Raw genomic sequence first — 26,763 nt, 5'->3', positions numbered from 1 at the left:
TGCATAACTCATTGTTTACCAAGGAGTTTTCCGTTTCGACTGCGCCGGAAGTGGGGCGAATTATAGACTTCCAGAATCTGCCGTCAACCTTTAATTACGCCTTTCGTGCCGAAGGTGTCTTTTTGGCTTTTAATCGTGGAATTCGGCGGGCTACAGGGGGGACTCGCAACACTAATAGCAATGCACCTATAGAGGCGTAAACCGCCCACTCCTTAAGATCAGCGCGCACGATCCACAACATATGCAGCAATCCAAGCCCGAGAACCACATAGGCAAGACGATGCAGTTTCTTCCAGCCAGAACCCAAACGCCGCTGACTATAACGATTCGAGGTCACCGCCAAAGCCAATAAACACAAAAAACCAAACGCCCCGACAATAATGTACGGCCGCTTGCGCAACTCGACACCCAACTGCGACCAATCAAATCCGAGGATAAACGCCGTATACCCAATCAAGTGCAAAACCACATAAGTGAAGCACCACAACCCCAGTTGGCGCCGGACAGCAACCCACCCCGCCCAGCCGGTAAGCTTTTGCACAGGTGTCATGCTTAACGTAATTAGCAGCAGGACAAGCGTCCCCAGCCCCAACCGGTCAACCAGCACCTTGCCCGGATCAGGTCCCAGCACATCCTGCCAGGCCTGATACAACCAAAGCAGCGGCCAGACCGCAGCAGCTATAAAGACGCTAATGCGCCAAAACGGAAATCGCATCAGTAGTTCTTCCGCAAATCGAGCCCTGTATATAGAGAAGCAACTTCATCCGAGTAGCCATTGAACATCTGCGTGTCCCGCACATTAGGTTTGAACAGCCCGCTCGGCAGACGTCGCTCCCGAGCCTGAGTCCAGCGCGGATGATCGACTGCGGGATTCACATTCGCATAGAAGCCGTACTCATCCGCGGCAATGCTTTGCCAGGTGGTTTTCGGTTGATCGCTGACCAGACTGATCCGCACGATGGATTTGATGCTCTTGAAGCCGTATTTCCACGGCACTACCAAACGCAGAGGTGCGCCGTTCTGATTAGGCAACTCCCGTCCATACATACCTACAGCGAGAATCGCCAACGGATTCATCGCCTCATCCAGACGCAGGCCTTCAACATATGGCCAATCGATCAAGGCAAAACCGGAACGTTGCCCGGGCATGCTCTTGGGATCTTCCAGGGTTTCGAAGCAAATGAATTTCGCTTTGGACGTCGGCTCAACTTCCTTGAGCAAGGCCGAGATGGGAAATCCGATCCATGGAATGACCATCGACCAAGCCTCTACACAGCGAAGACGATAAATACGCTCCTCCAACTGATAAGGCTTCATGAAGTCTTCCAGTGCGTACCGTCCTGGCTTACCCACCTCTCCATCTATTACCACACTCCAAGGCTCGGTTTTCAGCGCGCCGGCATTGGCGGCGGGATCACCTTTATCGGTGCCGAACTCATAGAAGTTGTTGTAATGGGTCGCGTCCTTGAAGGGTGTGATCGCCTCATCCTTGACGTTAACCGCGCCCCATCTGGTAGAAGGCAGTTTTTCGGCAAACCAGGCAGGCGCCTTGCCAGGCTCGACATCCGCATATCGCGCAGCATCGGCGGCACTGACCCAACGCGGCAAGCCGCTAACAGCCAAACCGGCGACAGCAGCACCAAGTACATTGCGACGAGATAGATAGAAGGATTCAGGCGTGACGTCCGACTCATGGCAGTCAGACGCTTTGGGGACTTTGATCAGCATGGCAACTCCGCAGCATTGGAGAACATATGCACCAACAGACTGCGGAGTATGAGGGAAATTACATCACTCGGCTTTTTTGTGCCGACGAAGACGCAACAAGTACTGCACCGGGCCGGAAGCCGCATAAGCGAGGAAAACCAGCAACAGAATGCGTGGAGGATCACTGAACACCACGGCAAACACCAACACCACCGCGAGGATGGCCACGAAAGGCACACGCCCTTTCAAGTCCAGCTCCTTGAAGCTGTTGTACTTGATGTTACTGACCATCAGCATGCCGGCAGCCGCAACCATTAGCGCCACCAGGAAGGACATCTTCGAGCCCTGAATGCCGTAATCACTGAACGCCCAGACAATGCCTGCAACCACACCAGCAGCAGCCGGACTGGCCAGACCAATGAAGTAGCGCTTGTCCGCAGTGCCGACCTGGGTATTGAAACGCGCCAGACGCAACGCCGCACCGGCTACATAAATGAAGGCGACCATCCAGCCAACCTTACCCATATCGCCCAAAGCCCAACCGAATGCCAACAATGCTGGTGCAACACCGAACGCGACCATGTCGGACAGCGAGTCGTATTCAGCACCGAAGGCGCTCTGGGTATTGGTCATACGGGCCACGCGACCATCGAGGCCGTCGAGCACCATTGCGACAAAAATCGCGATCGCAGCGAAAGCAAAATACTTGCTCGCACCAATCGAATCACCGGCACTCAAGGCGCTCTGGGCGCTCATCGAGTTGATGATGGAATAAAACCCTGCGAACAGATTCGCAGTGGTGAACAGATTCGGCAAAAGATAGATACCACGATGCCGGACTTTACGGCCTTCAGCGTCATGCCCTTCCTCGATGTGCTCATCGATGGGCAGCAGGCTTTCGGCGTCAGAAGCCTGGTTTGGCTCTTCGGGACGTTCGCTCATGGACATTACCTTGCAACGGGGTGGAAAGTTTGGACAGGTGTCTGGGACGACGGTTCGGCCGCAAACGATGCAGCTTTATACCAGAACCAGCCACCCAAACGAAAAAACGCGGCCTGGGCCGCGTTTTCCGTACAAGTGCGCGACTTAGTTTTTAGCTTTGTCGACGATCTTGTTGGCACCGATCCACGGCATCATGGAGCGCAGTTGCTCGCCGATGATTTCGATACCGTGAGCGGCGTTGTTACGACGCTTGGCGGTCATCGAAGGATAGCCGGTAGCGCCTTCGCTGATGAACATCTTGGCGTATTCGCCGTCCTGAATACGTTTCAGGGCGTTGCGCATGGCCTGACGGGATTCGGCGTTGATCACTTCCGGACCGGTCACGTACTCGCCGTACTCAGCATTGTTGGAGATCGAGTAGTTCATGTTGGCGATACCGCCTTCGTACATGAGGTCAACGATCAGCTTCAATTCGTGCAGGCATTCGAAGTAGGCCATTTCCGGCGCGTAGCCAGCTTCAACCAGGGTTTCGAAACCGGCTTTAACCAGTTCAACGGTACCACCACACAAAACGGCTTGTTCGCCGAACAGGTCGGTTTCGGTCTCGTCCTTGAAGGTGGTTTCGATGATGCCGGTACGACCGCCACCAACGCCAGCGGCGTAGGACAGTGCAACGTTTTTGGCGTTGCCGGAAGCATCCTGATAGATAGCGATCAGGTCAGGGATACCGCCGCCTTTGACGAACTCGGAACGCACAGTGTGGCCCGGAGCTTTCGGCGCGATCATGATCACGTCGAGGTCAGCGCGCGGAACAACCTGGTTGTAGTGGATCGCGAAGCCGTGGGAGAAGGCCAGGGTGGCGCCTTTCTTGATGTTCGGCTCGATTTCGTTCTTGTACAGAGCGGACTGGAACTCGTCCGGGGTCAGGATCATGACCAGGTCGGCAGCCGCAACAGCGGAAGCAACGTCGGTCACTTTCAGGCCGTGAGCTTCGGCTTTGGCAACAGTCGCCGAACCTTTACGCAGACCAACAGTAACGTCAACGCCGGAGTCTTTCAGGTTGCACGCTTGAGCGTGACCCTGGGAACCGTAACCGATGATGGCAACTTTCTTGCCCTGGATGATCGACAGGTCGCAGTCTTTTTCGTAATAAACTTTCATGAAATTCCCCTATATATCCAGGCCGTTCAGGCCATTCGCTAATTTGGTTTAGATGCTGAGTACTTTGTCGCCGCGGGCAATACCGGTTACGCCGCTGCGGACGGTCTCCAGAATCGAGGCGGTGCCAATGGACTGAATGAAGCTGTCGAGCTTGTCGCTGGTACCGGTCAATTGAACGGTATACACGCTAGCGCTGACGTCAACGATCTGCCCACGATAAATATCGGTAGTGCGTTTGATCTCGGCGCGCTGGGCACCGGTAGCCTTGACCTTGACCAGCATCAGCTCGCGCTCGATGTGAGCACTCTCCGACAGGTCGACCAGTTTGACCACTTCGATCAACTTGTTCAGGTTCTTGGTGATCTGCTCGATAACTTCATCATGGCCAACCGTGGTCAGCGTCAGACGCGACAGGGTCGGGTCTTCGGTAGGTGCCACGGTCAGGCTTTCGATGTTGTAGTTGCGCTGCGAGAACAGGCCGACTACACGAGACAGAGCGCCCGGTTCGTTTTCCAGAAGCAAGGAAATAATGTGCCGCATGATTATGTACGCTCCGTCTTGCTCAGCCACATATCGCGCATGGAGCCGTCTTTGATCTGCATCGGGTAGACGTGCTCGCTGGTGTCGACCGAAACATCAATGATCACCAGGCGATCTTTCATGGCGAACGCTTCCTCCATCTTCGACTTCAAATCTTTCGAGTCGGTGATGCGCATGCCGACATGGCCATAGGCCTCCGCCAGCTTGACGAAATCAGGCAACGATTCCATGTAGGAATGCGAGTGACGGCTGCCATAGCTCATGTCTTGCCACTGGCGAACCATACCCAGAACACCGTTGTTCAGGATGACGATTTTTACCGGCAAACCATATTGCAGGCAGGTCGACAGTTCCTGAATGTTCATCTGGATGCTGCCCTCGCCCGTGACGCAGGCGACGTCGTCATCCGGGAAGCTCAACTTGATGCCCATGGCCGCCGGAAAACCGAAACCCATGGTGCCCAGGCCGCCGGAGTTGATCCAGCGGTTTGGCTTGTTGAACGTGTAGTACTGCGCCGCGAACATCTGGTGCTGGCCCACGTCGGAGGCAACAAAGGCATTGCCCTTGGTCACTTCGCACAGGGTTTCGATCACGGTCTGCGGCTTGATAACGCTGCCGTCGCCCTTGTCGTAAGGGAACAGGCCGCGATCACCGCGCCACTCATCCACTTGTTTCCACCAGCTGGCAACGGACTCCTTGTTCGGGGTCTCGCCGATTTCCTTGAGGATCGCGACCATCTCGGTCAGGACACTCTCGACCGGACCGACGATAGGCACGTCTGCCTTGATGGTCTTGGAGATCGAAGCCGGGTCGATGTCGATGTGAATGATCTTGGCATTCGGGCAGAACTTGGCCGGGCCGTTGATCACGCGGTCGTCGAAACGAGCACCGACGGCAAGGATCACGTCGGCATGGTGCATCGCCAGGTTAGCGGTGTAGCTGCCGTGCATGCCGAGCATGCCGATAAACTGACGGTCGGTGCCAGGGTAGGCACCCAGCCCCATCAGGGTATTGGTCACTGGCAGGTTGAGCATCTTCGCCAACTCGGTCAGCGGCGCGGAGCCACCACCGAGAATCACGCCGCCGCCTGCATACATCACAGGACGCTTGGCCGCCAGGAGCATTTCTGCCGCCTTGCGGATTTGCCCGGAGTGACCGCGAACGGCCGGGCTGTAGGAACGCAGCTTGGCTTTTTTCGGGAAGATGTATTCGAACTTCTCGGCCGGGTTGGTCATGTCTTTCGGGATATCGACAACGACAGGACCAGGACGACCGGATTGCGCGAGGTAGAACGCTTTCTTCATGACTTCCGGGATTTCCGACGCGTGCTTGATCATGAAGCTGTGCTTCACGATCGGCCGGGAGATACCGATCATGTCGGTTTCCTGGAACGCATCGGTGCCCACCATGGTGCTAGGCACCTGGCCGGAAATGACCACCATCGGAATGGAGTCCATGTAGGCCGTGGCAATACCGGTAATGGCGTTGGTTGCGCCCGGGCCGGAGGTTACCAGTACCACACCGGCTTTACCGGTGGCACGGGCATAGCCGTCAGCCATATGGGTCGCAGCCTGTTCGTGACGAACCAGGATGTGGGTCACTTCCGGTTCTTTGAACAGCGCATCGTAAACATGAAGAAGAGCACCACCCGGGTACCCGTAGATATATTTGACGCCTTCGTCACGCAAAAAGCGGACGAGCATCTCACCGCCAGATAAAAGCTCCACGTTGTTCACCTCTAAAACGCCAGAATACCGTCCACACAAAAGGGGACGGGTCTTAATAGGTTTACTTCTCAGCAGAGCATGAGCGACGGTGGTCGCCGACTACGTCAGCACTGACTGAGCAAGTATTGGGATCGTCCCAAGTGTTGCGGGCCTTTCCCACCCAGCGCGAGGTAACGCGTTGCGGGTGTAACAGGTCGGCGCGGATGTGCGCCTCATGATCTGCTGAGCGGGCCTGCTTCTGGCAGTCCCTCTACAGCGGACTTTGGATTCTTCTGTTTCGTCCTCTCCAAGTCAAGTCGTCTATGTGCTTTATTGAACTAAGCACATGAGAAAGCAAGAAAAAACCGCTAAACAGCAACTGTGTTAGCTTCAATTGCGCAACCCAATACAAGGAAATGGCATGCGAACGTTTTTCCTGACCGTCAGCCTGCTGATAGGCATCAGCCCTCTGGGCATGGCCGCTCAGATCTACAAATGGGTCGACGCCCAGGGCGTTACCCACTTCGACGCCCAGCCGCCCCAAGGCCGGGAAGCCACCACCGTGGTCACGCCCTCCACGCCTGCCAGCAACCAGCCCCCGCCGCCACGCAGCAGCGCTATTGGTGATCAACAGGCCATCGACAAAGAAGTGAAAAAGCAGGTCGCCGAGCAGCAGGCCCAGCTAGAGGCATTCTGCGAACAGGCGCGGACGAACCTGGCTCAACTGCAGAACAATCCGCGGATACGGGAAGATGTTGAAGGCGAGATGCGCCGCCTGACCGACCAGCAGCGGCAGGATCGCATCAGCGAAGCACAGAAGCAGATTGCGGATAACTGCCAGTAGACACTTGTAGGAGCAGCGCTTGCTCGCGATGAACGATGACGCGGTGTATCTGTCACACCGCAGCACCTGCAATCGCGAGCAAGCTCAGCTCCTACAAAGGGGCGGGATTAGCGAGAGGCGGTGATCAACAGGTCGAACTCTTTGAGCAAGACCTGAAGCTGCCGATCCCTGCCTTGGACATTACGCGCGGCGAAAACCATTTCGGCCATCTCCTGAATTCCCGAAGCGTTGGGCAAGGGCAGATCCTGCTCGAGGATCATCTTCATCCGCGGCAGGAAGATCCATTGCAGCCACTGCTCGAAATCCAGCGTATCGACCGAGAACGGTTCGACACTGGAAAGCGCTTCGGCGGAGGGCGAGACCTCGTCCCACCAACCCTGGACCCGCAGCTCGCGCTCGATCAGCAGCAACTGTTCGGCAATCTTCGGAAAGCGCGCATCCATCACAGCGAAACCTTGGCCTTCTGACGGGCCAATGCTGCGCCAGCAGAATCACCCTGTTTCTCACGCGCCTGAGCGATCAATTCCCACAGGCTGGCCTGAAGTGCCGGACGACCATTGGCGAAGGTCAGGCCACGACGAGCGAACTGCTCGGCTTGTGGCGCATCGCCTTGAGCCATACGCACTTGAGCCAGACGATAAAGCACTTGCGGCTCACGCGGCGCAACACGCTGGGCACGCTCGAGGCTGGAGGAAGCACCGTTGAGATCACCGCTCGCCTGTTGCTGCTGAGCGGTAGTCAGCAAGGCCAGAACCGGACCGTCCAATTGCTCGTCGGCAGACAAGCCACCGGAGCTCGCCGAAGGAATCCCGCTCGGCGTCGACGGCATGCTGTAGCTGCCCTGATTGACCGGTGCCGACTGAACCGGCGAGGTATCGATCGGCCCCGGGGTAATCGGGCCTGGCGTGATCGGCGCGGTGCTGATCGGTGCCGACGTCACTGCACCGCCACCCGGCACCATCACGACGACGCCGGTATCACCTTGTGGAATCGCCTGAGTCTGGGCTTGCACAGGACGTTTAGTCGTCGTCTGACGGAAACCGCCATTCGCCGATACCCGCTCACTGTTAGAAACGGCGCTTCCGGAATCCACAACCGGAATCGACCCGCGTTGTACGGAGGAGCAACCGCTGAGCAAAGCCACGGCGGTAACCGCTGGAATCAACCACTTGTTCACTTGAAACCCTCTTTGCTTAATTCATCCAGCCCTTGACCCAATCCATCACCGTTTCGCCGGAAACAGGGCTTTCGCCACCGCAAGCGGCACCGGGAGGCGGTTCGCTGCCGCGAATATACGGCATCTGCACCGCGCCTGGGCAGTTGGCATCAGAGCCTTGCCCGGTACGCGAATCGACCCAGGCCTGAACAATGTTGTCTGGCTGCGGCATGTCCAGCGGCAACGGATCGGCCTTGCGCATGAAACTGGTCCAGACCTGCAACGCACCGGTGGCGCCGGTGAACGGTGTCTTGCCGTTGTCGTCGCGCCCCAGCCAGACCACTGCCAGCAGGTCCTGACTGAAACCGGCAAACCAGCTGTCCCGCGAATCGTTACTGGTACCGGTCTTGCCGGCCAACGTCAGGGTTTTCGGCAGCACGTTGTAAACCGAACTGCCGGTACCTTCACGCATGACCCGCTGCATCGCGCTCTGGACCAGGTAAATGGAGGCCGGATCGAAACGCTGCTGAATCTGGAACGGATAACGCTTGAGCGGTTCACCTTCAGCGGTCAATACGCTGCGAATCCCACGCATCGGCGTGTTGAAGCCACCATTGGCCAGCGTCTGGTACATCGTCGCGACTTCGATCGGGGTCAGACCGCCAGCGCCCAGCAACATCGACGGGAACGCCGGGAATTCGCGACTCACACCGAGACGCGCCAGGGTCTTCAGGACATTCGGTACGCCCACCGCCAACCCGAGACGCGCGGTCGACAGGTTGTAGGAATGCGCCAGGCCCTGATACAGAAACACAGTGCCATGGGATCGGCGATCATAGTTCTGCGGTTTCCAGACTTGACCGTCCGCGCCTTTGACCGAGAAGGAATCGTCCGACAGCCAACTGGTCAATGTGTACTGGCTCGGCTTCTCAAGGGCTGTCAGATAAACCGCCGGTTTGATCAAAGAGCCGATCGGTCGTACAGCATCCAGCGCACGGTTGAAGCCGGCAAAACCCGCCTGACGACTGCCGATCATGGCCTGGACTTCACCTGTTTCCGGGTTGGTCACGACCATGGCCGCTTCAACCTCATCGGAACCCTTGCGCCCGGAGAGCCGCTTGAAGGTGTCGTTGACCGACGCCTCGGCTTTCATCTGCAGGATCGGGTCGAAACTGGTGAAGATCCGTAGACCTTCCTCGGTCAAGTCTTCGTCGCGATAGTCTTCACGCAGCTGACGCTTGACCAGGTCGAGGAAGCCAGGGAACGAGCTGTCCGCCAGGCTGCCGCGCTTGGTCACGCCCAACGGCATCTTCTTCGCCGCTTCGACTTGCTCGGCAGTGGCGACGCCCTGCTCCTGCAATACGTCGAGTACCAGGTTGCGCCGCTCAAGGGCCCGCTCCGGATAACGACGAGGGTTGTAGGAAGACGGCCCTTTGACCATGCCCACCAGCAACGCCACTTGATGCAGCTTCAGTTCGGCCAACGGCTGGCTGAAGAAAAACTGGCTCGCCAGGCCAAAACCGTGCACCGCACGCTGACCGTCCTGACCGATGAACACTTCGTTGAGGTAAGCCTCAAGGATTTCCGGCTTGTCGTAATGCAGCTCAAGCAGCAGCGCCATCATGGCTTCGGTGAGTTTGCGGCTCAGGCTGCGTTCGTTGGTCAGGTAGAAGTTTTTGACCAACTGTTGAGTCAGCGTACTGCCGCCCTGACGCATGCGGCCGGAAGAACCGTTGACCCAGATCGCCCGCGCGATCGACTTCGGCGAAACGCCAAAGTGGTGATAGAAGTCGCGGTCTTCAACAGCCACCAGGGTTTCGAGCAAGTACGGCGGCACCTGATCGATCTTGATCAGAATCCGGTCTTCGAGGTTTTTCGGGTACAGGCCACCGATCAGCAGTGGCTCGAGGCGCACGACCGAAAGCTTCGAACCGTTGGTCGCCGACAGTTCGGCCACGTAATCACCGGAGAAACGCACCCGTACCGGTTGCGCTTGCTCCATGCCTTCATAGAACTGAAAACCACGGGTATTCAAATTGACGGTATTGCCGCTGACCGAGGCTGCGCCGGGGCCGTTGACCACGCTTTCCCGTCGATAACCCAAGGCATCGAGCTCAGTCAGAAAATCGTCCTTGCTGAGCTTTTGTCCGACGAACAGCTCCAGCGGGCGCGCGTACACCTTGGCCGGAATGGTCCAGCGCTTGCCGGAGAATTTCTCCTGGACGATCGCGTCGAGGTAAACCGCGAACCCGGCCAGCACCACAAGGCCGACCAGACTGAGTTTAAGGGCCCAGCCCAGCCAGGGGCGCAGGCCCTTGGAAGGTGGTTTTTTGGGGGTGCGAGGGGATCGAGTACGAGTCATGGCGGCGGATTATACGCACTTTATTCAGACTCAACAGGAGCCCTCCGAGGTTTGCGTCAGACGGACTTGCGGCCATAATGGCGACCGTGAATTTTCCCCAGACTTTGAAGGATCGCCTGTGAGCCAGTCCCTGATCGCCGCCCTGCAAAACCCGGCCCTCTACCCGCATCCCGTAGACGGGTTCCAGGTCATCGAAACCCATATTTCCTGGGTCATCCTCACCGGCCCGTTTGCTTATAAAGTGAAGAAGCCGGTGAATTTCGGCTTTCTCGACTTCACCAACCTCGACGCTCGCAAGCATTTTTGCGCGGAAGAGCTGCGTCTTAACCAGCGCCTGACCAACGATTTGTACCTCGAAGTATTGCCAATCACCGGCAGCGCCGAAGCCCCACAACTGGGCGGCGAGGGTCCGGTCGTCGATTACGCACTGAAAATGCGTCAATTCCCACAGAGCGGGTTACTCAGCACCCTACAAGCCAATGGTGAATTGACCACGGCGCACATCGACGAGATGGCCGTACAGATCGCCCAATTCCACCTCAACGCACCGAAAGTGCCTGCCGAACACGAAGCCGGTACGCCGGACAGCGTGATGGCACCTGTACGCCAGAACTTCGAACAGATCCGCCCGTTCCTCAGCGACAAGGCCGATCTGCTGCAACTGGATGCGCTGCAAGCCTGGGCCGAAAGCAGCTTCGAACGCCTCAAGCCACTGTTCGCCCAGCGCAAGGCCGACGGTTTCATCCGCGAATGCCACGGTGACATCCACCTGGGCAACGCCACCGTGATCGACGGTAAGGTCGTGATCTTCGACTGCATCGAGTTCAACGAACCGTTCCGCTTCACCGACGTTTATGCCGACACCGGCTTCCTGGCGATGGATCTGGAAGACCGCGGCCTGAAGAGCCTGGCGCGTCGCTTCATCAGCCAATACCTGGAATTGACCGGCGATTACCAGGGCCTTGAGTTGCTGAACTTCTATAAAGCCTATCGCTCACTGGTTCGCGCCAAGGTCAGCCTGTTCAGCATGCCGGCTGAAGCCGCCCCGGTGCAGCGAGCCACCACCCTGCGCCAGTACCGCAATTACGCCAACCTGGCGGAAAGCTACAGCACCATTCCTTCGCGCTTCATGGCCATCACCCACGGTGTTTCTGCCGTCGGCAAAAGCCACGTGGCCATGCGCCTGGTGGAAGCGTTGGGCGCCATTCGCCTGCGTTCCGATGTAGAGCGCAAACGTCTGTTCGGCGAGCAAACCGTGGCAAACGACCCTCAGGCCGGCATCTATAGCGCCGACGCCACTGCCGCCACTTATACCCGACTGCATGAAATCGCCTCGGTGATCCTGCGGGCAGGCTTCCCCGTGGTAATCGATGCGACATACCTAAAACGCGACCAGCGTGACGGCGCAGCAAAAATCGCCGAAGCCACCGGCGCGCCCTTCCTGATCCTCGATTGCAATGCGCCGCAAGCGGTGATCGAGAGCTGGCTGGCCCTGCGTCAGGCAGACAAAAAGGATCCATCCGACGCCACCCTGGCGGTTATCGAAGCCCAACAGGCCACTCGTGAGGCTCTGACGCCAGAAGAGATTCTCTGCAGTAAACGCGTTCAGACCAATGAAAGCGGAACCCTGGACACAGTCGTTGCACAGATTCGCCAGCGCCTGCCGGGCCTGTAAGAAACTATTTCAGCCGTGAAGCCTTCGCCGGCTTCACGGCTGCCAAATAGTGGCACTATACTGGCGTCATAAAACCAACAGGTGATCTGACATGAGCCAGCCGAAACTTCTCGATACCCCGCTTTATGCTTTGCTGCACAAAGACGACATCACTGGCTTCAACAACGAGCGCCCGAAAGAAGGACCTGTCGACATGGTCGGTGGCGATTTCCGGGGGCTGGACCTGCGTGAACTGAACGCCGACGGCATCGACTTTACCGATGCCTATTTCCGTTCCGCCGACTTGCGCGGCATCGACTTTCGCAACGCTTCCCTGGAAGGTGCGAGCCTGGCTCACGCACAGATCTCCGGCGCCTACTTCCCGCCAGAACTGAGTGCTGACGAGATCCTGATGTCGATGAATTTCGGTACACGCCTGCGTTATCGCACCCGCTAAAAGCGACTTTTAACTGACCCGTTCGGCGCCCCCGCAACGCGCTGAACGCTGAACGCTGGGCATATTTTGCCCGAAACCCTGATTCCACCGCCCTCTCTTCCTACCGCGCTCGCGGACTTTCACACCGCGTCACGACTTTGCTTCTTAGAAGCTTTTGCGTCGAAACCGACCAAACAATCACGCTTTTCCTACTGATGGCTACACTCCTGAGAAGCTCGCCCACGCACCGTTCGGCCGTCGCAAGGAGGCTTGATGAATGATGAACTGCAGCACCTGAAGAATCTTGGCAAGACGTCGGCGCAGTGGCTACATGCCGTGGGCATTCACAGCGCCTCGGACTTGCGTCGCCTGGGGGCAGTGGATGCTTATCGGGCCGTGCGCACGCGCGGGTTTCGGGCATCCAAGGTGTTGTTGTATGCCATCGAAGGTGCCCTGATGGATGTGCACTGGAATGACATTCCCGCCGAGCGCAAGGACGCCCTGAACAAACAGCTGGAAGCTATTTCGTCACGTCACAAGAACTGAACGGACGCAGCTGCCATGTACCTACTTGGGGAACAACCGGCTTACGCCGACGCGCTGATCAACCGACTGCAACATATTCCTGTCCGGCTGCTGGAAGGTTTGATGCCTTGCGGGCCAAGCCTGGAATTTGCGGCCGTCGATGATCTGGGCGTCCTGTTACCCGGCAATCAACTTTTTATGCTGGAAAATGGCCTGCTGCATGGATCCATCGATGATCGGGCATTGTTCTATCTGCACGAGGGCGATTTGATCGGCTTGCGTCAGGGCACCGAGCTGCCGCGTTGCCGCTTCCGCAGCGATAGCCCTTTGGCACTGATGCCGTACCTGCGATCCGAGTTTTTTCAACATATCTATGCCGACCTGGAGCGTTCGGAGTTGTTTCTTCAATACATGACCGGTCAGGCCGTTCTGCTGTCCGACGCTGTCGTCCGCCTGAAAAAGCCCGAGTTTCGAAGCACCAATGGTTTTCAGCGCGTGGCCAGTGGCGAAGTATTGATCCGTCAGGGCGATGAACCGGATCAGGTGTTCGTCATCATTGATGGCCACGCCGAAGCCTTTGTCGACGGGCACAAAGTCGGCGATATACCCAAGGACGAGATTTTTGGCGCGATGGCGGTGTTCACTGGCGAGAAGCGTAACGCCAGCGTGATCACCAGCGAAGCCAGCACTGTCATGCTGATCCCCAAAGACCAGTTTCTCAGCCTGACCCAAAGCAATCCGAAGATCGCCCACAGCCTGATCGAGAGCATGGCCCGACGTATCGACCTGCTGAACGAGCAGATCATTCAGCTGAGTTCACTAACCCCGCAGGCTGAAACCCAATGATTACGGAGGTTTCCAGCAAACAGTCAGCGCATTTCAAAGCATTCAGAAATCAGCTGTTGACATGGTAATGAGAATCGCTATGATTACCACATCCGGTCGCGAGACTGGTCGATATTTGAAAAGCCCTTGGTTCGGACTCTCAGATATCTCCTCATCAGGCTAATCACGGTTATTTGACCCGGCTCTTGCCGGGTCTTTTTTTGCCTGGAGAAATGGCCTTCGATCACTTGCCAAATTGCTTACGCATTTGCGCACAGTAATCCTGGGGTGGCATGGCAGGCGTGTACCAGACGTAATCCGCCATCGCCGGTGTGACCTCGCTCCCCTGCTCGGCCAGCATCAACACCGCAGGCGCCTGGGGCTCACCCAGATCAAGCACATGAACCGGCACGCCGACATCCTTGCGTGCATGGTAAGCGCCGGCAAACAGCAGTGAAGGCGTGGCCGCTGCCAACAGGCGTTCAGCCATCCGTCGGTCACGTTGCTGCTGGACCGCCAGCATCGGCGGCATCTGCGATGTCGGCAGCAGGCCACAGTGGGAGTCGCTGACTTCCTTGAGCAACGCTTCCTTGACTGAAGCGGCGTTGGAGCGCGAACCGCTCAATGTCACAGGGTTGGCGTAAACGGCACGGACTTCGGACGTGTCCAGATTGGCTGCCAGCAGCGGGTATGGCTGGGACAGCGCGAAGCGAACGATCGGCCCGTACAGATTCCACTCCCACCCCGCCTGCCAGGCCAATGCACCGGGCAAATCCGCTGGCGGTGTCGAGGCATGACGAACGTCATCGACACGCGGCTGTTGATCCGGCGTGAGCATTTCCAGCAGCAGACTGCCTTGAACTCGTCGCTCACCCAGCGACTGCAATAACCACAGCTGCAATTCATGGTGATCGCGATTGTCATGTTGTTCGCCCACGATCAGCCGTGAAGGCTTCACCAACCGTTCAATCAGTTCCTCTGCCGTGAGGGTCTGACCGCTGCGCAAGTCCCGAATCTCGCCGACAACCGGTGGCGCAGTCGAAACATGCTGACAGGCACTCAGCAACAGCAAGGCCAGCATCAAAATCCCACGCATGTTTTCACTCCATTAAAAAACTCAGCGGGCGATGATCAGCGGATGCCCACGCTCCGGGTGCTGCTGCACCAGCACTTCCAGCCCGAACACGGCCTTGAGTGGCTCCGGGCGCAACACCTGCGCCGGTGTATCGAGCGCTACCGGGCGCCCGCCTTCAAGCAGTAACAGGCGATCACAATAACGCGCTGCCAGGTTCAGATCATGCAGGATCACCAGTACCGCCGCGCCTCTGTTGGCGAACTCGCGCACAGCTTGCAATGTGGTGTGCTGATGAAGCGGGTCGAGCATCGACGTTGGCTCATCGAGCAACAACGTTTGCCCTGCTTCGCCCGGCCAGAGCTGCGCCAGAACCCGCGCCAGATGCACCCGCTGACGCTCGCCACCGGACAAGGCCAGATAGCTGCGGCCACTCAGATGCCCGGCATCGGCAGCGTGCAATGCGGCGGCGACGATTTCGTCATCGCGGACCCGACCGCTTTGATGGGGCAAGCGGCCCATGCCGACCACCTCTTCTACACGAAAGGCGAAGTCCAGGGTCGACACCTGCGGCAATACCGCCAAACGCTGCGCTCGCGACGTCCCCGTCCAATCGCTCAGTTCGCGCTCATCGAGCCAGACGCTGCCCTGATGAGCCCGCAACTCGCCGCACAAGGCGCCGAGCAAAGTGCTTTTGCCAGCGCCATTCGGCCCCAGCACGCCGAGAACTTCGCCCGGCTTGAGCTCAAGCGTGATGTCCGTCAGGACAACCTTTCGGCCGCGACGGATTTGCAGATTTTGCGTTCGCAACATCAGGCACGCCCCCTGACCAATAAATACAGAAAGAACGGCGCACCGATGAAAGCCGTGACGATCCCGATCGGCAATTCGGCCGGCGCCAGGGCCAGTCGCGCTACCAGATCGGCAAACAACAGAAGACTGGCACCGGCCAATACTGACGCTGGCAACAGCACCCGATGATCCGGCCCGGCCAGCAGTCGCACCAGATGCGGTACCACCAGACCCACAAACCCGATCATCCCCGCCGCGGCCACCGCAGCACCGACACCCAACGCCGTGCAAAACACCAACTCGCGCTTGAGCCGTTCGACATCGATCCCCAGGTGACCCGCCTCCGACTCACCCAGCAACAACGCATTCAAGGCCTTGGCCCGGCGCGGTAGCCACAGCGCTACGCCGGCACTGATCAGCAGTAACGGCCAGAGTCGCGAATAGCTGGCGCCATTGAGGCTGCCCAGGTTCCAGAACGTCAGGGTGCGCAGCGTCGCGTCATCCGCCAGATAGGTGAACAGCCCCACGGCGGAACCGGCCAGCGCAGTCAACGCAATGCCGGCCAGCAGCATGGTCGCGACATGGGTCTGCCCGTTGCGTCGGCCCAGTCGATACACCAACGCGGTCACGCCGAGCCCGCCGAGAAACGCGCACAGCGATAACAGATACGGCCCGAAGGATTCAGGCAGACCGCCGAACACAGAACCACCGACGATCGCGATGGCCGCGCCCAATGCCGCACCGCTGGAGACGCCGACCAGCCCCGGATCGGCCAGAGGGTTACGAAACAATCCTTGCATCGCCACACCGGACAATGCCAACACCCCGCCCACGGCCAAACCCAACAAGGTTCGCGGCAAGCGAATCTGCCCGAGGATCAGCTCGGCCTGTTCCAGCCCGTCGGGCGCGATCGGTACACCCACCAGCCGCAGGGCTGCGCGCAAGGTGTCGAACAACGGCAAGCTCACCGGCCCAAGCGCCAATGACAACCAGATAGCCAGCAAACACAGCAGAGTCAGGCCAGTGAACAAAGCACGGGGTTTAACCAGGATGGTCATTGGCCGGCCGTGCCGGGGTAAAAGGCGTCAGACAGTTTTTTCATCGCATCGGGTAACCGCGGCCCCAAGCCCCCGACCAACAACGTCGGATCAAGCTCCATGACTCGCCCGTCCTTGGCCGCGCGGGTCGAGGACAGGATCGGGTTCTCCTTGAACAACGCCGCACGGGCCGCATCACCGGTCAGTGCGCGATCGGCAAACACCAGCACCTCGGGATCCAGGCTGACCAGGGATTCGACAGAAAAGGGTTTATAGCCGCTATGCGTGGCCAGATTGTGCCCACCGGCCTGTTGCAGCAACCAATCGGCGGCGGTGTCCTTTCCGGCGATGAGCGGTTTGCCGCCCGCGTGACCAAGCAACAACAGCACGCCCGGCGATTTTTCTTTCACCTGTGCCTGAGTGACCCGGATCTTTTGCTGATCGAGTTGCTGTTGATAAGTCTGAAACACTTGTGAAGCCTGATCTTCAGCGCCGAGCAATTTGCCCAGACGCTGCAAATTGCCCTGCAACGTCGATAGATCCGGCTGGGCCGAAAACAGTTCGACCTGCACACCCGCGCTGCGAACCTGCGAAAGTACCGGTGGCGGTCCCGTTTCCTCGGTGCCGACCAGTATTTGCGGGCGTAAGCTCAAGATGCCCTCCGCCGACAATTGCCGCTGATACCCGATGCTTGGCAATGCCTTGAGCGATTCCGGGTACTGGCTGGTGGTGTCGACACCGACCAGTTTCGATTCACCGCCCAGCGCGCTGATCCATTCCGATAAAGCGCCCCCGGCACTGACCCAACGTTGTGGCAACTCGGCCGCTGCAACGTGATGGCTGACGAGGAGTCCGACACAGAGCGCAGCAGCGCGGGTACTCAGGCGCATAAACAGCTTCCTTTAAGGGTTTTCCCGGGCATCGAGATGACAGGCCACGTATCCTTGGCGCCTGGCCTCTGCACCCGAAGGGCAAGGCGGCCATTTGATAATTGTTTGCATTTGAACGTCAAGCTCGGACATATCCAGTCACGAGCTGCCGGACTTGAGGATAGACATGAAGTTTCTTTGCGCAGGCGTTGAGCTGGCCGATGCCAGCAGTCGCGGTTTCGACATCGACGGCCAGAAGCTTTTTGCCGTGCGCCGAGGCGGCGAGGTTTACGTTTACATCAATCGCTGCCCGCACCGTGGCGTGGGGCTGGAATGGAAACCCGACCAGTTTCTCGACCCCAGCAACAGCCTGATCCAGTGCGCGACCCACGGCGCACTGTTCCTGATCGAAGACGGGGAATGCGTCGCCGGCCCTTGCGCCGGGCAATCCCTGACCACCGTCGCCTGCCGCGAAGACGAGCAAGGAATTTGGGTCAGTCTTTAGCCGTTGAGCAACACCTCCAGACGCCGATCGACCACCATTTCTTCGTGGGTCAACCGCACGCCATAAGCCAACACTTCGACTCCGCATGCCACCGCCTCCAGCAAAGCTGCGGCGTAGGCCGAATCGATTTCTTGTGCCGGACGCACGGCGTCGATGCCGGTGAGATTGACGCAATAGAGCTGCACGGCACGGATTCCATCCCGAGCCAAATGCGCCAATTCGCGCAAATGCTTGGCCCCGCGCTGGGTCACCGCATCGGGAAATGCCGCTACCAGTGAGCCATCGAAGCCCAGGGTGACACTTTTGACTTCGACATACGCCGGCCCGCTCGGGTAATCGAGGCGGAAATCGATACGACTGCTTTCCTGACCGTAGGCCACTTCACGCTTCAGCTCAGTAAAGCCGTTGAGTTCGGTGATGACGCCGGCTCGCAATGCTTCTTCGATCAAGCCGTTGGCCCGCCCGGTGTTCACGCAAAACAAGCGCCCCTGCGGGGTTTCGCCGACTTCCCAGGTACCGGGTAACTTGCGCTTGGGGTCATTGGAACGGCTGAACCAGACCTGCCCGCCTTCGACCTGGCAATTGAGCATCGAGCCAGTGTTGGGGCAGTGAATGGTCAACAACTCGCCGCTAACGGTTTCGATATCGGCAAGAAAACGCTTGTAACGGCGAATCAAACGGCCTTCTTCGAGGGGAGGATGAAAACGCATCAGCCTTGCCAGCTCTTCAAGCCGCGCGCAATCCGCTCGACCGCTTCTTGTAGGCGCACAAGACTTTGGGTGTAGGCAAACCGCACATGATGGCCGGCCTGGTAACGCCCGAAGTCCAGACCCGGAGTAATCGCCACGTGTTCGGTTTCGAGGAAATGTCGGCAGAACGCGAAGGCATCGCCGCCGAACTTGCTGATATCGGCATACAAGTAGAACGCGCCCTCAGGCTCAACGGCGATCCCAAAGCCCAACTCTCGCAGGGCTGGCAGGAGGAAATCCCGACGACGGCCGAATTCGGCGCGACGTTCTTCCAGAATGCTGATCGTGGCCGGTTCGAAGCAGGCCAGAGCAGCGTGCTGAGCCATGCTTGGGGCGCTGATGTAAAGGTTCTGCGCGAGTTTCTCCAGCTCCCCGACCGCCGCTTCCGGCGCCACCAGCCAACCGAGGCGCCATCCGGTCATGCCGAAATATTTGGAAAAACTATTCAGGACGAAGGCACTGTCATCGACTTCCAGCACGCTGGTCGCATCGGTGCCGTAGGTCAGGCCGTGATAGATCTCGTCCACCACCAGATGCCCGTGACGCGCTTTGATTGCAGCAGACAGGCCTGCCAGCTCGTCGCGGGTCAGGATCGTCCCGGTCGGATTGGCTGGCGAAGCCACCAGGGCGCCAACGCTGTCGTGGTCCCAGTGGCGGGCAATCAGGTCCGGCGTCAGCTGATAGCGCACGTCCGGGCCTACCGGGACAAGCTGCGCCGCGCCTTCCACCAACCGCAGAAAGTGCCGGTTGCACGGGTATCCCGGGTCCGCCAGCAGCCAATGCTTGCCCGGATCCACCAACAAGGCGCTGGCCAACAGCAGCGCACCGGAACCGCCGGGCGTGATGAGGATTCGCTGCGGATCGATGTTCAAACCGTAACGTTGCTGATAAAAGCCGGAAATCGCCTCACGCAGCTCGGGAATGCCGCGCGCGGCGGTGTAACGGGTCTTCCCCGCCGTCAACGCGGCCTGACCGGCCTGAATGATCGGCTCGGCGGTGGTGAAGTCGGGTTCGCCGATTTCCAGGTGGATCACGTCGTGACCCGCGGCTTGCAGTTCATTGGCCCGCGCGAGCAGCGCCATGACATGGAAAGGTTCGATCGCGCGACTGCGGGCACTGTAGGACTGAGCCATTAGCCTTCCTTCAACGGGAAAAAAACCAATTCTACCCAAGCGCAGGAACGAGCGAGAACCTAAAGCGGTCAGACCGATATAACGCTGTTCTCAAACGACTCGAGCGTGTGTCTCAGGTTTGACTAAAATCAATAATTGATCAGGTCTCCAGCGCCACCAGACAAGGCTTTGCAATCATTTGCAAGCACCGCGGGCCACTACCTCGACATCCGGGAGTAACGCGGTCCGATTTGATCTGGTAAGTTCGCCCGCTTGCAGCCGCAGGGCCGGCAGGTGTCGGTGATGGAGCAATCCTGCGCAATGGATTACAAGAGTAGAGGCGGTCCATTTCATGCCCACCCAAGCAAAGCAGCAAAACCAGTCGATCAGCGGTTTCGAACCCTACAAAGAAGTGAAGGGCGAGGAATACATGGGCAAGCCCATGCGCGCTCACTTCACCAAGATCCTGAATAAGTGGAAACAGGACTTGATGCAGGAAGTCGACCGTACGGTTGATCACATGAAAGACGAAGCGGCCAACTTCCCGGACCCGGCAGACCGTGCCAGCCAGGAAGAAGAATTCAGCCTCGAGCTGCGTGCCCGCGACCGCGAGCGCAAGTTGATCAAAAAGATCGACAAGACGCTGCAACTGATCGAAGACGAAGAATATGGCTGGTGCGAGTCCTGCGGCGTCGAAATCGGCGTCAAGCGACTGGAAGCCCGCCCTACCGCCGACATGTGCGTTGACTGCAAGACCCTGGCGGAAATCAAGGAAAAGCAAGTCGGCAAGTAATCTCGACTTGAACGAAAAACGGAGCGTGCGAACGCTCCGTTTTTGTTTCTGACATTTGCCCCAGAACTAAAATGTGGGAGCGAGCCTGCTCGCGATTGCGGTGTGTCAGTCAATGAATGTGTTGTATGTGAAACCGCTATCGCGAGCAGGCTCACTCCCACAGGGACTCGCGCACGACCAGAGATGTAACATTCGTCCATGACCGCCACGACCTCCACCCCCTACATCGGGCGCTTCGCCCCCACGCCCAGTGGCCATCTGCATTTCGGTTCGCTGGTCGCAGCGCTGGCCTCGTACCTCGACGCCCGCTCCGTGGGTGGCCGTTGGCTGATGCGCATGGAGGATCTCGATCCGCCACGGGAAGAGCCCGGCGCTCAAGCGGCGATTCTCAACGCCCTGGAAAGCTACGGTTTCGAGTGGGATGGCGAAATGGTCCGACAGAGTGAACGGCACGATGCCTACGCCGAAGTCCTCAATCGCCTGTTCAATCACGGCCTCGCGTACGCTTGCACTTGCTCGCGTAAACAATTGGAGCCGTATCACGGGATTTACCCGGGCTTTTGCCGCAACGCCGGTCATGACACTAAAGATGCGGCGATTCGCCTGCGTGTCCCCGAGCTGGAATATCACTTCATCGACCGGGTGCAAGGCGAATACCGCCAACACCTGGGCCGGGAAGTCGGAGATTTCGTGATTCGTCGCCGCGACGGCCTCTACGCCTATCAATTGGCGGTGGTGCTGGACGACGCCTGGCAAGGCGTTACCGATATCGTCCGCGGCGCCGACCTGCTCGACTCCACACCGCGCCAGCTCTACTTGCAAGAACTGCTTGGCCTGCCGCAACCACGCTACCTGCATATCCCGCTGATCACCCAGCCCGATGGCAACAAGCTCGGCAAGTCCTATCGTTCGCCGCCGTTGACCGAAGATCAGGCAACCCCCTTGTTGCTGCGTGCGTTGCGTGCGCTGGGGCACAACCCCGGTGCCGAACTGGCTTACGCCACCCCACGGGAGGTGTTGAACTGGGGCATCGCCCACTGGGATGCAGGGTTGATCCCGCGCACACTCAACCTGCCCGAAGCACAACTACAGTGATCACACTTGCAGTGGCGCGCCCATCCGTTACCATCGCCGCACGTTTTCGGGCACGTGCATAAAAAAGAGAGGCCGGGATGTACATCTATCGCTTGGTCCTGCTCCTGGTAGTGGGGATTTATCTGTTCTCCCCGGCCATCATGGATTGGTGGATCGACGCCACTGGCGCCTGGTATCGCCCTTATCTGCTCTGGCTGATTCTGATTGTCGTGACCTTCATCCTGCAGAGCCAAAAAGATGCCGATGAGCTTTAGCCTGACCCAGATGATCCTGATCAGCGCCGCCTACCTGGCGGTGCTGTTCGGCGTAGCCTGGGTCAGCGAACGGGGCATGATTCCCCGGGCGATCATTCGCCACCCGCTGACGTACACCTTGTCGCTGGGCGTCTATGCCAGTGCGTGGGCGTTTTACGGCACGGTGGGTCTGGCCTATCAATACGGCTACGGATTTTTGTCCAGTTATCTGGGCGTCTCCGGCGCGTTTCTGCTGGCACCGGTGCTTTTGTACCCGATCCTGAAAATCACTCGCACCTATCAGCTGTCGTCGCTGGCCGATCTGTTCGCCTTCCGTTTTCGCAGTACCTGGGCCGGAGCCCTGACGACGATCTTCATGCTGATCGGCGTGCTGCCGCTGCTGGCGTTGCAGATCCAGGCGGTGGCCGACTCCATCGGCATCCTCACCCGCGAGCCGGTGCAGCATCGCGTGGCCCTGAGCTTCTGCGCACTGATTACGCTGTTCACGATTTTCTTCGGCTCGCGCCACATCGCCACTCGCGAGAAACACGAAGGCCTGGTGTTTGCGATTGCTTTTGAATCGGTGATCAAGTTGATCGCCATCGGCGGCGTTGGCCTCTATGCGCTGTACGGCGTGTTCGACGGCCCGCAACAGCTGGAACTGTGGCTGCTGCAAAACCAGACCGCCCTCGCCGCTTTGCACACGCCGTTGCAGGAAGGCCCATGGCGCACGTTGCTGCTGGTGTTCTTCGCTTCGGCGATTGTGATGCCGCACATGTACCACATGACGTTTACCGAAAACCTCAACCCGCGCTCGCTGGTCAGTGCGAGCTGGGGCTTGCCGCTGTTCCTGCTGTTGATGAGCCTGGCGGTACCGCTGATTCTCTGGGCCGGGCTGAAACTCGGCGCCACCACCAACCCGGAATACTTCACGCTGGGTATCGGCATCGCGGCCAACAGCAAGGCTTTGGCGCTATTGGCCTATATCGGCGGATTGTCGGCGGCCAGCGGTTTGATCATCGTCACCACCCTGGCCCTGTCCGGGATGGCCCTGAACCATTTGGTGCTGCCGCTCTATCAGCCGCCGGCCGAAGGCAATATCTACCGCTGGCTGAAGTGGACCCGCCGGGGGCTGATCGTCGCGATCATCATGGCCGGTTACGGTTTCTACCTGATGCTGGGTGCGGAACAGGACCTGGCGAATCTCGGGATCGTCGCCTTCGTCGCCACCCTGCAGTTCCTGCCGGGCGTGCTGTCGGTCCTGTACTGGCCGACCGCCAACCGCCGTGGTTTCATCGCCGGTTTGCTCGCGGGGATTCTGGTGTGGCTGGTGACCATGCTGCTGCCGCTGGTCGGCAATCTGCAAGGCTTCTACATACCGCTGCTGAACATGATCTACGTGCTCGACGACACCAGTTGGCACATGGCGGCGATCGCCTCGCTGGCGGCCAACGTGCTGATGTTCACCCTGATCTCACTGTTCACCAACGCCAGCAGCGAAGAGGCCAGCGCCGCGGAAGCCTGCGCTGTGGACAACGTGCGCCGGCCGCAACGTCGCGAATTGCACGCCGCCTCACCCCAGGAATTCGCCACACAGCTTGCCAAACCCTTGGGCGCCAAGGCAGCGCAGAAAGAAGTCGAACAGGCCCTGCGCGACCTCTATCTGCCTTTCGATGAGCGCCGGCCTTACGCCTTGCGCCGCTTGCGCGACCGCATCGAAGCCAACCTTTCCGGCCTGATGGGGCCGAGTGTGGCTCAGGACATGGTCGAAACATTCCTGCCTTACAAGGCCGGCGGCGAAAACTATGTCACCGAAGACATCCACTTCATCGAAAGTCGTCTCGAGGATTACCACTCGCGCCTGACCGGGCTTGCCGCCGAACTCGATGCCCTGCGCCGCTATCACCGCCAGACCCTGCAGGAATTGCCGATGGGCGTCTGTTCGCTGGCCAAGGATCAGGAAATCCTCATGTGGAACAAAGCCATGGAGGAACTCACCGGGATTGCCGCACAGCGTGTGGTCGGTTCGCGCCTGAGCACCATTGCCGATCCATGGAAAGAGCTGCTGCAAGGCTTCATCAATCTGCCGGACGAGCACTTGCACAAACAGCACCTGGCCCTCGACGGCCAGACGCGCTGGCTGAACCTGCACAAAGCCGCGATCGATGAACCGCTCGCACCGGGTAACAGCGGTTTGGTGTTGCTGGTAGAAGACCTGACCGAAACCCAGATGCTCGAAGACAAACTGGTGCACTCCGAGCGCCTGGCCAGCATCGGCCGACTCGCCGCCGGGGTGGCCCATGAAATCGGCAACCCGATCACGGGTATCGCCTGCCTGGCGCAGAACCTGCGCGAAGAACGTGAAGAAGACAGCGAACTGAAGGAAATCAGCGGGCAGATCCTGGAGCAGACCAAACGCGTGTCGCGCATCGTTCAGTCGCTGATGAGCTTCGCCCATGCCGGCAGTCATCAGCACAACGACGAGCCCGTCTGTCTGGCCGAAGTGGCCCAGGATGCCATCGGTTTGCTTGCCCTGAACCGGCGCAATTTCGAAGTGCAGTTCTACAACCTGTGCGATCCCGACCACTGGGTCGAAGGCGACCCGCAGCGGCTTGCACAGGTACTGATCAACCTGCTCTCAAACGCCCGCGACGCCTCGCCTCCCGGCAGTGCGGTGCGGGTCAAAAGCGAAGCCGGCGAACACACGGTCGACCTGATCGTGGAAGACGAAGGCAGCGGTATTCCGCAGAACATCATGGATAGATTGTTCGAACCTTTCTTCACCACCAAGGATCCTGGCGAAGGCACCGGTCTGGGCCTTGCACTGGTCTATTCCATCGTTGAAGAGCATTATGGACAAATCACCATCGACAGCCCGGCTGATGTTCAAAGCCAACGCGGCACCCGTATCCGGGTGACCTTGCCGCGTCATGTCGAAGCGACGTCCGCTGTGAACTGAGACCGTCGAGAGTATCGAATCAATGCCGCACATTTTGATCGTCGAAGACGAAACAATTATCCGCTCCGCCTTGCGCCGCCTGCTGGAACGTAACCAGTACCAGGTCAGCGAAGCCGGTTCAGTGCAGGAAGCACAAGAACGTTTCACCATTCCCACGTTCGACCTGATCGTCAGCGACCTGCGTCTGCCGGGCGCGCCTGGCACCGAGTTGATCAAACTCGGCCAGGGCACTCCGGTGCTGATCATGACCAGCTACGCCAGCCTGCGTTCGGCCGTTGATTCGATGAAGATGGGCGCGGTGGATTACATCGCCAAGCCTTTCGATCACGATGAAATGCTGCAAGCCGTCGCGCGCATCCTGCGTGACCGTCAAGCGGTGCAAGCCAGCGGTGAACCGGTCGTCGGCAAAGCCGGCAATGGCGCCACGAAACCGGGCGCCAGCAACAACAACGGCGAAATCGGCATCATCGGCTCCTGCCCGCCGATGCAGGATCTCTACAGCAAGATCCGCAAAGTCGCGCCAACCGATTCCAATGTCCTGATCCAGGGCGAATCCGGCACCGGTAAAGAACTGGTGGCGCGTGCCCTGCACAACCTGTCCAAACGCGCCAAGGCGCCGATGATTTCGGTGAACTGCGCAGCCATCCCGGAAAGCCTCATCGAGTCCGAACTGTTCGGCCACGAAAAAGGCGCGTTCACTGGCGCCAGCGCCGGGCGTGCCGGCCTGGTAGAAGCGGCCGACGGCGGCACCTTGTTCCTCGACGAAATCGGCGAACTGCCACTGGAAGCCCAGGCCCGCCTGCTGCGCGTGCTGCAGGAAGGTGAAATTCGGCGTGTGGGTTCGGTGCAGTCCCAGAAAGTCGATGTGCGCCTGATCGCCGCGACCCACCGGGACCTCAAGAGCCTGGCGAAGATCGGCCAGTTCCGTGAAGACTTGTACTACCGCCTTCACGTGATCGCCCTGAAACTGCCGGCCCTGCGCGAGCGTGGCGCCGACGTCAACGAAATTGCCACCGCGTTCCTCGCGCGACAGAGCGCGCGAGTCAACCGCACCGACCTGAAGTTCGCCCCGGATGCCGAGCAAGCCATTCGTCACTACTCCTGGCCGGGTAACGTTCGGGAGCTGGAAAACGCGGTAGAACGTGCGGTCATCCTGTGCGAGAGCCCGGAGATTTCCGCCGAGCTGCTGGGGATCGATATCGAACTGAGCGATCTGGACGATGACGACTTCATCGGCCTGCCCCCACAACAGGGCAGCGCCGCCGGTAACAACAGCCATGAGCCGACCGAAGACCTGTCACTGGAAGATTACTTCCAGCACTTCGTTCTCGAGCATCAGGACCACATGACCGAGACCGAGTTGGCACGCAAACTCGGTGTCAGTCGTAAATGCCTGTGGGAACGCCGCCAGCGTCTGGGCATTCCGCGGCGCAAGACCGGGGTGGCCAGCGAGAGCTGAACGTCACATGTCTGATGTGCGGGTAACACGTGACAAGGTGAAAAAACTGTTACCTCACCTTTTTCACGTAACAGAAGCCGGGGCTTACGGTAACGAAGCCCCGGTTTTTTTTGGCCTCTGAAAACCTCATCACCCGGCCTAACCCCTTGTTTTACTGGGCTTCGTAAAAGTTGGCACGCACCCTGCTATATGTTTGGTACAAGAACAATAACAAGCAATGCACAAGACAA

Annotated in this window: 26 protein-coding genes; 11 read left to right on the top strand and 15 right to left on the bottom strand. The window is 58.9% G+C overall.

Annotated elements, in window-relative coordinates:
* Window positions 1-94: 94 nt before the first annotated feature.
* The 6 genes from msrQ to ACQ4OB_RS05895 all read right to left on the bottom strand — a co-directional run bounded on the left by msrQ (window position 95) and on the right by ACQ4OB_RS05895 (window position 6,077).
* Window positions 95-715 (bottom strand): protein-methionine-sulfoxide reductase heme-binding subunit MsrQ, encoded by a 621-nt coding sequence (msrQ, locus tag ACQ4OB_RS05920; RefSeq protein WP_102616497.1) that lies wholly within the window; start codon window positions 713-715, stop codon window positions 95-97.
* Entirely contained in the window at window positions 715-1,728 is a 1,014-nt protein-coding gene (gene msrP, locus ACQ4OB_RS05915; protein ID WP_430955271.1) for a protein-methionine-sulfoxide reductase catalytic subunit MsrP, read from the bottom strand. Before msrP ends, msrQ begins: the two co-directional genes overlap by 1 nt.
* 63 nt (window positions 1,729-1,791) lie before the next feature.
* The gene (pssA, locus tag ACQ4OB_RS05910) at window positions 1,792-2,649 is read right to left on the bottom strand and encodes a CDP-diacylglycerol--serine O-phosphatidyltransferase (RefSeq protein WP_076029747.1); all 858 of its coding nucleotides are present in this window, start codon (window positions 2,647-2,649) and stop codon (window positions 1,792-1,794) included.
* 144 nt (window positions 2,650-2,793) lie between these two features.
* Window positions 2,794-3,810 carry a ketol-acid reductoisomerase gene (gene ilvC, locus ACQ4OB_RS05905; protein ID WP_007948647.1) on the bottom strand — a complete coding sequence of 339 codons (1,017 nt, stop codon included), beginning with the start codon at window positions 3,808-3,810 and terminating at the stop codon, window positions 2,794-2,796.
* 48 nt (window positions 3,811-3,858) lie between these two features.
* Window positions 3,859-4,350: an acetolactate synthase small subunit gene (ilvN, locus tag ACQ4OB_RS05900; protein ID WP_003176102.1), complete on the bottom strand. Its 492-nt coding sequence runs from the start codon at window positions 4,348-4,350 to the stop codon at window positions 3,859-3,861.
* Window positions 4,351-4,352: 2 nt separating this feature from the next.
* On the bottom strand, window positions 4,353-6,077 hold the full coding sequence (locus ACQ4OB_RS05895; RefSeq protein WP_074880347.1) for an acetolactate synthase 3 large subunit: 1,725 nt from the start codon (window positions 6,075-6,077) through the stop codon (window positions 4,353-4,355).
* A 400-nt stretch (window positions 6,078-6,477) separates the two neighbouring features.
* Between ACQ4OB_RS05895 and ACQ4OB_RS05890 the strand changes: the two genes are divergently transcribed.
* Entirely contained in the window at window positions 6,478-6,900 is a 423-nt protein-coding gene (locus ACQ4OB_RS05890; RefSeq protein ID WP_102616498.1) for a DUF4124 domain-containing protein, read from the top strand.
* A gap of 107 nt (window positions 6,901-7,007) precedes the next feature.
* Here the strand turns inward: ACQ4OB_RS05890 and ACQ4OB_RS05885 are convergent, their stop codons facing one another.
* From ACQ4OB_RS05885 to mrcB, 3 genes are read right to left on the bottom strand one after another with little or no spacing between them, the layout of a single operon-like run.
* A complete protein-coding gene (locus ACQ4OB_RS05885; RefSeq protein ID WP_074870920.1) occupies window positions 7,008-7,343 on the bottom strand; it encodes a YqcC family protein in 336 nt (111 codons plus the stop codon).
* Window positions 7,343-8,077, bottom strand: a complete 735-nt coding sequence (locus ACQ4OB_RS05880; protein WP_430955270.1) for a tetratricopeptide repeat protein — start codon at window positions 8,075-8,077, stop codon at window positions 7,343-7,345. The genes ACQ4OB_RS05885 and ACQ4OB_RS05880 overlap by 1 nt, the downstream gene beginning before the upstream one ends.
* 16 nt (window positions 8,078-8,093) lie before the next feature.
* Window positions 8,094-10,418: a penicillin-binding protein 1B gene (gene mrcB / locus ACQ4OB_RS05875; RefSeq protein ID WP_074870922.1), complete on the bottom strand. Its 2,325-nt coding sequence runs from the start codon at window positions 10,416-10,418 to the stop codon at window positions 8,094-8,096.
* A gap of 118 nt (window positions 10,419-10,536) precedes the next feature.
* On the opposite strand from mrcB, the gene ACQ4OB_RS05870 reads away from it, so the two are divergent.
* The 4 genes from ACQ4OB_RS05870 to ACQ4OB_RS05855 all read left to right on the top strand — a co-directional run bounded on the left by ACQ4OB_RS05870 (window position 10,537) and on the right by ACQ4OB_RS05855 (window position 13,879).
* Entirely contained in the window at window positions 10,537-12,093 is a 1,557-nt protein-coding gene (locus ACQ4OB_RS05870) for an AAA family ATPase (protein WP_074870924.1), read from the top strand.
* Between the two features lie 91 nt (window positions 12,094-12,184).
* On the top strand, window positions 12,185-12,529 hold the full coding sequence (locus ACQ4OB_RS05865; RefSeq protein WP_074870926.1) for a pentapeptide repeat-containing protein: 345 nt from the start codon (window positions 12,185-12,187) through the stop codon (window positions 12,527-12,529).
* 252 nt (window positions 12,530-12,781) lie between these two features.
* The gene (locus tag ACQ4OB_RS05860) at window positions 12,782-13,054 is read left to right on the top strand and encodes a TfoX/Sxy family protein (RefSeq protein WP_003228231.1); all 273 of its coding nucleotides are present in this window, start codon (window positions 12,782-12,784) and stop codon (window positions 13,052-13,054) included.
* A 15-nt stretch (window positions 13,055-13,069) separates the two neighbouring features.
* A complete protein-coding gene (locus tag ACQ4OB_RS05855; RefSeq protein WP_430955269.1) occupies window positions 13,070-13,879 on the top strand; it encodes a Crp/Fnr family transcriptional regulator in 810 nt (269 codons plus the stop codon).
* A 223-nt stretch (window positions 13,880-14,102) separates the two neighbouring features.
* Here ACQ4OB_RS05855 and ACQ4OB_RS05850 read toward each other — a convergent pair whose 3' ends face one another.
* Genes ACQ4OB_RS05850 through ACQ4OB_RS05835 form a run of 4 tightly spaced genes read right to left on the bottom strand, consistent with a single transcriptional unit; the run spans window position 14,103 to window position 17,649 of the window.
* Entirely contained in the window at window positions 14,103-14,954 is an 852-nt protein-coding gene (locus tag ACQ4OB_RS05850) for a ChaN family lipoprotein (protein WP_430955268.1), read from the bottom strand.
* A gap of 21 nt (window positions 14,955-14,975) precedes the next feature.
* On the bottom strand, window positions 14,976-15,743 hold the full coding sequence (locus tag ACQ4OB_RS05845; protein ID WP_102616502.1) for a heme ABC transporter ATP-binding protein: 768 nt from the start codon (window positions 15,741-15,743) through the stop codon (window positions 14,976-14,978).
* Window positions 15,743-16,726 carry a FecCD family ABC transporter permease gene (locus ACQ4OB_RS05840; RefSeq protein ID WP_173860491.1) on the bottom strand — a complete coding sequence of 328 codons (984 nt, stop codon included), beginning with the start codon at window positions 16,724-16,726 and terminating at the stop codon, window positions 15,743-15,745. The genes ACQ4OB_RS05845 and ACQ4OB_RS05840 overlap by 1 nt, the downstream gene beginning before the upstream one ends.
* 50 nt (window positions 16,727-16,776) lie before the next feature.
* A complete protein-coding gene (locus tag ACQ4OB_RS05835) occupies window positions 16,777-17,649 on the bottom strand; it encodes a heme/hemin ABC transporter substrate-binding protein (protein ID WP_430955267.1) in 873 nt (290 codons plus the stop codon).
* A 166-nt stretch (window positions 17,650-17,815) separates the two neighbouring features.
* On the opposite strand from ACQ4OB_RS05835, the gene ACQ4OB_RS05830 reads away from it, so the two are divergent.
* The gene (locus tag ACQ4OB_RS05830; protein WP_102616504.1) at window positions 17,816-18,133 is read left to right on the top strand and encodes a Rieske (2Fe-2S) protein; all 318 of its coding nucleotides are present in this window, start codon (window positions 17,816-17,818) and stop codon (window positions 18,131-18,133) included.
* Here ACQ4OB_RS05830 and sfsA read toward each other — a convergent pair.
* A complete protein-coding gene (sfsA, locus tag ACQ4OB_RS05825) occupies window positions 18,130-18,843 on the bottom strand; it encodes a DNA/RNA nuclease SfsA (RefSeq protein ID WP_074870936.1) in 714 nt (237 codons plus the stop codon). The two genes, ACQ4OB_RS05830 and sfsA, sit on opposite strands and share 4 nt — an antisense overlap.
* Window positions 18,843-20,015 carry a pyridoxal phosphate-dependent aminotransferase gene (locus ACQ4OB_RS05820; RefSeq protein WP_430955266.1) on the bottom strand — a complete coding sequence of 391 codons (1,173 nt, stop codon included), beginning with the start codon at window positions 20,013-20,015 and terminating at the stop codon, window positions 18,843-18,845. The genes sfsA and ACQ4OB_RS05820 overlap by 1 nt, the downstream gene beginning before the upstream one ends.
* 331 nt (window positions 20,016-20,346) lie before the next feature.
* On the opposite strand from ACQ4OB_RS05820, the gene dksA reads away from it, so the two are divergent.
* The 5 genes from dksA to ACQ4OB_RS05795 all read left to right on the top strand — a co-directional run bounded on the left by dksA (window position 20,347) and on the right by ACQ4OB_RS05795 (window position 26,533).
* Entirely contained in the window at window positions 20,347-20,787 is a 441-nt protein-coding gene (dksA, locus tag ACQ4OB_RS05815) for an RNA polymerase-binding protein DksA (protein WP_007902025.1), read from the top strand.
* A 198-nt stretch (window positions 20,788-20,985) separates the two neighbouring features.
* Window positions 20,986-21,882, top strand: coding sequence for a tRNA glutamyl-Q(34) synthetase GluQRS (gene gluQRS / locus ACQ4OB_RS05810; RefSeq protein ID WP_430955265.1), 897 nt, complete (start codon window positions 20,986-20,988; stop codon window positions 21,880-21,882).
* Between the two features lie 77 nt (window positions 21,883-21,959).
* Window positions 21,960-22,136 carry a hypothetical protein gene (locus ACQ4OB_RS05805; protein WP_003176118.1) on the top strand — a complete coding sequence of 59 codons (177 nt, stop codon included), beginning with the start codon at window positions 21,960-21,962 and terminating at the stop codon, window positions 22,134-22,136.
* A complete protein-coding gene (locus ACQ4OB_RS05800) occupies window positions 22,120-25,074 on the top strand; it encodes a sensor histidine kinase (protein ID WP_162493952.1) in 2,955 nt (984 codons plus the stop codon). Before ACQ4OB_RS05805 ends, ACQ4OB_RS05800 begins: the two co-directional genes overlap by 17 nt.
* A 22-nt stretch (window positions 25,075-25,096) precedes the next feature.
* A complete protein-coding gene (locus ACQ4OB_RS05795) occupies window positions 25,097-26,533 on the top strand; it encodes a sigma-54-dependent transcriptional regulator (protein ID WP_074870942.1) in 1,437 nt (478 codons plus the stop codon).
* Window positions 26,534-26,763: the final 230 nt, after the last annotated feature.

This window comes from Pseudomonas sp. ES4 (assembly GCF_050586665.1).
Classification (GTDB): domain Bacteria; phylum Pseudomonadota; class Gammaproteobacteria; order Pseudomonadales; family Pseudomonadaceae; genus Aquipseudomonas; species Aquipseudomonas frederiksbergensis.
This window is presented reverse-complemented; position numbering and strand designations above follow the sequence as displayed.

Bases quoted from the DNA above. Each gene is read 5' to 3' on its own strand.
- ACQ4OB_RS05855 (WP_430955269.1), top strand. From the start codon at position 13,070: ATGTACCTACTTGGGGAACAACCGGCTTACGCCGACGCGCTGATCAAC.
- ACQ4OB_RS05800 (WP_162493952.1), top strand. From the start codon at position 22,120: ATGCCGATGAGCTTTAGCCTGACCCAGATGATCCTGATCAGCGCCGCC.
- mrcB (WP_074870922.1), bottom strand. From the start codon at position 10,418: ATGACTCGTACTCGATCCCCTCGCACCCCCAAAAAACCACCTTCCAAG.
- msrQ (WP_102616497.1), bottom strand. From the start codon at position 715: ATGCGATTTCCGTTTTGGCGCATTAGCGTCTTTATAGCTGCTGCGGTC.
- ACQ4OB_RS05830 (WP_102616504.1), top strand. From the start codon at position 17,816: ATGAAGTTTCTTTGCGCAGGCGTTGAGCTGGCCGATGCCAGCAGTCGC.
- ACQ4OB_RS05835 (WP_430955267.1), bottom strand. From the start codon at position 17,649: ATGCGCCTGAGTACCCGCGCTGCTGCGCTCTGTGTCGGACTCCTCGTC.
- ACQ4OB_RS05885 (WP_074870920.1), bottom strand. From the start codon at position 7,343: ATGGATGCGCGCTTTCCGAAGATTGCCGAACAGTTGCTGCTGATCGAG.
- ACQ4OB_RS05795 (WP_074870942.1), top strand. From the start codon at position 25,097: ATGCCGCACATTTTGATCGTCGAAGACGAAACAATTATCCGCTCCGCC.
- dksA (WP_007902025.1), top strand. From the start codon at position 20,347: ATGCCCACCCAAGCAAAGCAGCAAAACCAGTCGATCAGCGGTTTCGAA.
- ACQ4OB_RS05860 (WP_003228231.1), top strand. From the start codon at position 12,782: ATGAATGATGAACTGCAGCACCTGAAGAATCTTGGCAAGACGTCGGCG.
- gluQRS (WP_430955265.1), top strand. From the start codon at position 20,986: ATGACCGCCACGACCTCCACCCCCTACATCGGGCGCTTCGCCCCCACG.
- sfsA (WP_074870936.1), bottom strand. From the start codon at position 18,843: ATGCGTTTTCATCCTCCCCTCGAAGAAGGCCGTTTGATTCGCCGTTAC.
- pssA (WP_076029747.1), bottom strand. From the start codon at position 2,649: ATGAGCGAACGTCCCGAAGAGCCAAACCAGGCTTCTGACGCCGAAAGC.
- ACQ4OB_RS05805 (WP_003176118.1), top strand. From the start codon at position 21,960: ATGTACATCTATCGCTTGGTCCTGCTCCTGGTAGTGGGGATTTATCTG.
- ilvN (WP_003176102.1), bottom strand. From the start codon at position 4,350: ATGCGGCACATTATTTCCTTGCTTCTGGAAAACGAACCGGGCGCTCTG.
- ACQ4OB_RS05865 (WP_074870926.1), top strand. From the start codon at position 12,185: ATGAGCCAGCCGAAACTTCTCGATACCCCGCTTTATGCTTTGCTGCAC.
- ilvC (WP_007948647.1), bottom strand. From the start codon at position 3,810: ATGAAAGTTTATTACGAAAAAGACTGCGACCTGTCGATCATCCAGGGC.
- ACQ4OB_RS05845 (WP_102616502.1), bottom strand. From the start codon at position 15,743: ATGTTGCGAACGCAAAATCTGCAAATCCGTCGCGGCCGAAAGGTTGTC.
- ACQ4OB_RS05850 (WP_430955268.1), bottom strand. From the start codon at position 14,954: ATGCGTGGGATTTTGATGCTGGCCTTGCTGTTGCTGAGTGCCTGTCAG.
- ACQ4OB_RS05890 (WP_102616498.1), top strand. From the start codon at position 6,478: ATGCGAACGTTTTTCCTGACCGTCAGCCTGCTGATAGGCATCAGCCCT.
- ACQ4OB_RS05820 (WP_430955266.1), bottom strand. From the start codon at position 20,015: ATGGCTCAGTCCTACAGTGCCCGCAGTCGCGCGATCGAACCTTTCCAT.
- msrP (WP_430955271.1), bottom strand. From the start codon at position 1,728: ATGCTGATCAAAGTCCCCAAAGCGTCTGACTGCCATGAGTCGGACGTC.